At 58.2% G+C, this 5,005-nt stretch carries 6 protein-coding genes; 3 read left to right on the top strand and 3 right to left on the bottom strand.

Going from position 1 to position 5,005, the window contains the following annotated elements:
• From recF to dnaA, 3 genes are all read right to left on the bottom strand, one after another.
• Positions 1–1,096, bottom strand: a 1,096-nt coding sequence (gene recF, locus ACQKQA_RS29535) for a DNA replication/repair protein RecF (protein WP_427564705.1), incomplete at its 3' end; no start/stop codon positions are given.
• Between the two features lie 20 nt (positions 1,097–1,116).
• Complete coding sequence (gene dnaN / locus ACQKQA_RS29540) at positions 1,117–2,220, bottom strand: DNA polymerase III subunit beta (protein WP_044460382.1); 1,104 nt, start codon at positions 2,218–2,220, stop codon at positions 1,117–1,119.
• 38 nt (positions 2,221–2,258) lie between these two features.
• Entirely contained in the window at positions 2,259–3,785 is a 1,527-nt protein-coding gene (gene dnaA, locus ACQKQA_RS29545; RefSeq protein WP_427564706.1) for a chromosomal replication initiator protein DnaA, read from the bottom strand.
• Positions 3,786–4,351: 566 nt separating this feature from the next.
• Between dnaA and rpmH the strand changes: the two genes are divergently transcribed.
• The 3 genes from rpmH to yidD all read left to right on the top strand — a co-directional run.
• The gene (rpmH, locus tag ACQKQA_RS29550; RefSeq protein ID WP_013793569.1) at positions 4,352–4,486 is read left to right on the top strand and encodes a 50S ribosomal protein L34; all 135 of its coding nucleotides are present in this window, start codon (positions 4,352–4,354) and stop codon (positions 4,484–4,486) included.
• A gap of 16 nt (positions 4,487–4,502) precedes the next feature.
• Positions 4,503–4,904, top strand: coding sequence for a ribonuclease P protein component (gene rnpA / locus ACQKQA_RS29555; protein ID WP_427564707.1), 402 nt, complete (start codon positions 4,503–4,505; stop codon positions 4,902–4,904).
• A partial coding sequence (gene yidD / locus ACQKQA_RS29560) for a membrane protein insertion efficiency factor YidD (RefSeq protein WP_427564708.1) occupies positions 4,897–5,005 on the top strand: 109 nt, incomplete at its 3' end. The genes rnpA and yidD, both read left to right, overlap by 8 nt.

Here is a 5,005-nt window from a genome sequence, read left to right on the forward strand (position 1 = left end):
ACTGGTCGTGGGTCTGGGTGATACGGCCCTGTTCCACGTGGAACAGAGCAACTGGCGTTTCCGTCTGCCAGCCTTCCCTCAATAATTCGTGGTCTACACAGGTGATGAACACCTGGCAGCGTAAGTCTTCCAACAAGCGACAAAGTGCGCGGCGATGCTGCTCATCCAGCTCGGACGGCAAGTCATCCACCAGATAAATACACTGACCGCGCCGGGCCTGGCTGACCAGGTGCCCCTGGGCGATCCGCAAGGCACAGACCACCAACTTCTGCTGGCCGCGGGACAAGATATCCGCAGCGTTGTGTGCACCCAATCTGAGGCGCAAATCAGCACGTTGGGGACCGGCCTGGGTATGACCCATTTGCTGATCACGATGGAGGGATGCCGCGAGCACTGCACTGAGTTCTCGCTCTTTATCCCAACCACGGTAATAGCTAAGCGTCAGGCCCTCGAGCTCTACCAGCTCGCTCAAGGTCCGCTCAAAGACTGGTTTCAAGGCTTTGATGTAAGCGCGGCGGTATTCATCAATTTCAGCGCTGGCCTGACACAGTTCCCTGTCCCAGGCTGCTTGCGAAGCGGCGTCAAGTGTACCATGCCGCAGCCATGAGTTCCGCTGCCGCAGGGCCTTCTGCAAGCGCTGCCAGGTTGACATGAAGCGTGGTTCCACGTGGAACACGCCCCAATCGAGGAACTGCCGCCTGATTTTCGGAGCCCCTTCCAGCAAGCGGAAACTGTCCGGATTGATCAACTGCAACGGCAGGATTTCCGCCAGCTGCGCCGCACTGCGGGCGTTCTGCCCATCGATGCGGATCTGAAACTCGCCCTGACGGTCGCGAGATATCCCCAGGTTGCTATGTCCACCATCCGCCAGTTCGACCTGGCCAAATACCGTGCAGGCGAGTTGCTCGTACTGAATCACCGGCAACAGGCGGGCACTGCGAAACGAACGCGCAAGCCCCAGCAAGTGGATGGCTTCCAGCACGCTGGTCTTGCCACTGCCGTTGGCGCCGTAGAGGAGGTTGATGCGGGGGGAGGGAGAGAAGGTCACCGGGTGCAGATTGCGCACCGCGGTGACCGAGACACGACTGAGGGACATCTAGCTTCTGCTGGACATGATTACAGGCGCATCGGCATGACAACGTAGGCCGAATCGTCGTTGTCGGATTCCTGCACCAGCGCACTGCTGTTGGAATCGGACAGGATCAGGCGAACCTGTTCGGTGGTCATCACGCCCAGCACGTCGAGCAGGTAGCTCACGTTGAAGCCGATCTCCAGCGAACCGCCGTTGTATTCCACGCCGACTTCTTCTTCCGCTTCTTCCTGCTCCGGGTTATTCGCCTGAATCTTCAGCTGACCGTTGGCCAGTTGCAGACGGATACCCCGGTACTTCTCGTTGGACAGGATCGCGGTACGGCTGAACGCCTCGCGCAGCGCCTGGCGATCGCCCAGCACCAGCTTGTCACCACCTTTGGGCAGTACGCGCTCGTAGTCCGGGAACTTGCCGTCCACCAGCTTGGAGGTGAAGGTGAACTCACCGGTGGTGGCGCGAATGTGATGCTGCCCCAGCACAATGCTGACATTGCCGTCCGGCTCGGTGAGCAGACGAGCCAGTTCGAGGATACCTTTGCGCGGCACGATCACCTGGTGACGGTCCGGCTGACCGATATCGGCCTGCATCGAGCACATCGCCAGGCGGTGACCGTCGGTGGCCACAGCACGGATGATGCCGGCGGAGACTTCCAGCAGCATGCCGTTGAGATAGTAACGTACGTCCTGCTGGGCCATGGCGAAGCTGGTGCGTTCGATCAGGCGACGCAGCTTGCTCTGCTCCAGGCTGCAGGTCAGCGAGCCCGGGCCTTCTTCCACGGTCGGGAAATCGTTGGCCGGCAAGGTGGACAGGGTGAAGCGGCTACGGCCGGCCTTGACCACCAGTTTCTGCTCGTCGACCTTGATGTCGATCAGGGCGTCGTTTGGCAGGCTCTTGCAGATGTCCATCAGCTTGCGCGCCGGGACGGTGATTTCGCCTGGCTCCGCCGGCTCTTCCAGCTGTACGCGACCGACCAGCTCGACTTCCAGGTCGGTACCGGTCAGCGACAGCTGCTGGCCTTCGACAACCAACAGCACGTTGGAAAGTACCGGCAAGGTCTGACGACGTTCGACGACGCCGGCGACCAGTTGCAGGGGTTTCAACAGGGCTTCGCGTTGAATGGTGAAATGCATGGTCTAGTCCCTTGCCTTAATAAGCTGCGCTGGAGTCATCACGTGGTCAGAGTACGCAGCAGGTTCTTGTAGTCCTCGCGGATGTCCGCGTCGGATTCCTTAAGTTCGTTGATCTTGCGGCATGCATGCAAGACGGTGGTGTGGTCGCGGCCGCCGAACACATCGCCGATTTCCGGCAGGCTATGGTTGGTCAGCTCCTTGGACAGAGCCATGGCCACCTGCCGCGGGCGGGCGACAGAGCGCGAACGCCGCTTGGACAACAGATCGGAGATCTTGATCTTGTAGTACTCGGCGACGGTGCGCTGAATGTTATCCACAGAGACCAGCTTGTCCTGCAGGGCCAGTAAGTCCTTCAGGGATTCACGAATCAGCTCGATGGTGATGTCGCGCCCCATGAAGTGCGAGTGAGCGATGACACGCTTGAGCGCACCTTCGAGCTCACGCACGTTGGAGCGAATCCGCTGGGCAATGAAGAACGCCGCATCGTGGGGCAGTTCGACCTTGGCCTGGTCGGCTTTCTTCATCAGGATCGCGACGCGGGTTTCCAGTTCCGGTGGCTCTACCGCCACGGTCAGGCCCCAGCCGAAGCGCGATTTCAGGCGCTCTTCCAGGCCTTCGATCTCCTTCGGATAACGGTCACTGGTGAGAATCACCTGTTGGCCGCCTTCGAGCAGGGCGTTGAAGGTGTGGAAAAACTCTTCCTGGGAACGCTCCTTGCGGGCGAAGAACTGGATATCGTCGATCAGCAACGCATCCACCGAACGGTAGAAACGCTTGAATTCGTTGATGGCGTTGAGTTGCAGCGCCTTGACCATGTCCGCGACGAAGCGCTCGGAATGCAGGTACACGACCTTGGCATTCGGGTTCTTCTTTAATAGATGGTTACCCACAGCATGCATCAAGTGGGTCTTACCCAAACCTACGCCACCATAAAGGAAGAGCGGGTTGTAACCGTGCTTGGGGTTGTCGGCCACCTGCCAGGCCGCGGCGCGGGCTAGCTGGTTGGACTTGCCTTCCACAAAGTTTTCGAAGGTGAAGGTGCGGTTCAGGTAACTGGTGTGCTTGAGCGCTCCTTCCACCTGAACGGTGCGCTGTTCGGCGCGCACTGGCGCCTGCTGCGCGCTGGCCCCCGCCATCGGGTCGAAGCTGTCACGAGAAGGTTCTTCGCTGACTTCTTCGGCGACTTTCTGAGTTGCCGGCTTGGCCGGTGCTACCGGTGCCGGTGCAACGACCGGAGCGACAGCCGCTGCCTGCTGAGCCTGGGAAGCTGCCGCGGCGGCGGCCAACGGAGCATTCGGTGCTGCACGAGGGGCGGAACTGCGTTTGCTGCCTATTAATAAGGAAAGCGCAGGCGTCATGCCATTGCCGTGCTCATCCAGCAGCTCGAGCACGCGGCCCAGGTACTTTTCGTTGACCCAATCGAGAACAAAACGATTCGGTGCGTAGACACGCAACTCGTCGCCTTCGGCTTCGACCTGTAGCGGACGGATCCAAGTGTTGAATTGCTGGGCAGGCAGCTCATCACGCAGAAGCTCCACGCACTGCTGCCAAAGTTCCACTGACACGGATATCCCCTAAGTTGAAAGCCGGTGAGGCAAAAACAAGCCGCCATTGTAACGGCCAGACGCCCACTTATCCACATGAAGGTTGATCACAGGGCACAGCGAATCAACGCTTTATCCGGGAAAAACACGACCAATGGTATGTGCATAAGCTCTGTGGATAACCCCACTTGAGGGCTTTGCACAACTGGGGGCGAAATTCAGTGGATAACCCGCCTGTGGATAACCTGCCTTTCCACACACAGCTTTTCCGCTGGCGCAGCACAGGCACATCACCGTTTCTCGACAATGTTGTCATTCTCTGTACATCAGGTCGTATAAGGGCTGAAGGTAGTTATCCACAGATGATTACCTGCCTAGCCTTTATAAGCTTTACAGAAAAGCTTTAAATAATTCCCTTCTTTATTTTTATCTCTGGCTGACCTGGTTTCTCAGCCTCTGAAGCGGACATACCCAGATAAAGGAAAAGCTGGTTGGAAATTGACCTAGAGGCTTGCTTTCTCTAGAATCGCCGATCTCTTAAAACGGGGGCCATTCCGGCCCGTTGTGGACGAACCAGGTAACACGACATGAAACGTACTTTCCAACCAAGCACTATCAAACGCGCTCGTACCCACGGTTTCCGTGCTCGCATGGCTACCAAGAACGGTCGTGCCGTCCTGTCCCGCCGTCGCGCCAAAGGTCGCGCGCGCCTGACAGTTTGATACTCCGGCACTGGAGGTGAGTCAGGACTTCAGTCGGGAAAAGCGACTGCTTACACCCCGACATTTCAAGGCAGTCTTTGACTCCCCTACCGGCAAGGTTCCGGGGAAGAATCTCCTGCTCCTTGCGCGCAACAACGATCTGGATCATCCCCGTCTGGGGTTGGTGATCGGGAAAAAGAGCGTCAAGCTCTCCGTTGAGCGCAATCGCCTCAAACGTCTGATGCGCGAATCGTTTCGCCTGAACCAGGATTCTCTGGTCGGTTGGGACATTGTTATCGTCGCGCGCAAAGGTTTGGGCGATGTAGAAAACCCCGAATTGATTCAACATTTCGGCAAGCTCTGGAAGCGTCTGGCCCGTAGCAAGCCGGCACCAGAAGTCAAAACCGAAACTGTGGGGGTGGACAGTCCCGATGCGTAAACTGGCGCTCGTTCCGATCCAGTTTTATCGCTACGCCATTAGTCCCCTGATGGCCAGTCACTGTCGTTTCTACCCCAGCTGTTCCTGCTACGCGTATGAAG

This window comes from Pseudomonas sp. NPDC089530, assembly GCF_050280705.1.
Classification (GTDB): Bacteria; Pseudomonadota; Gammaproteobacteria; order Pseudomonadales; family Pseudomonadaceae; genus Aquipseudomonas.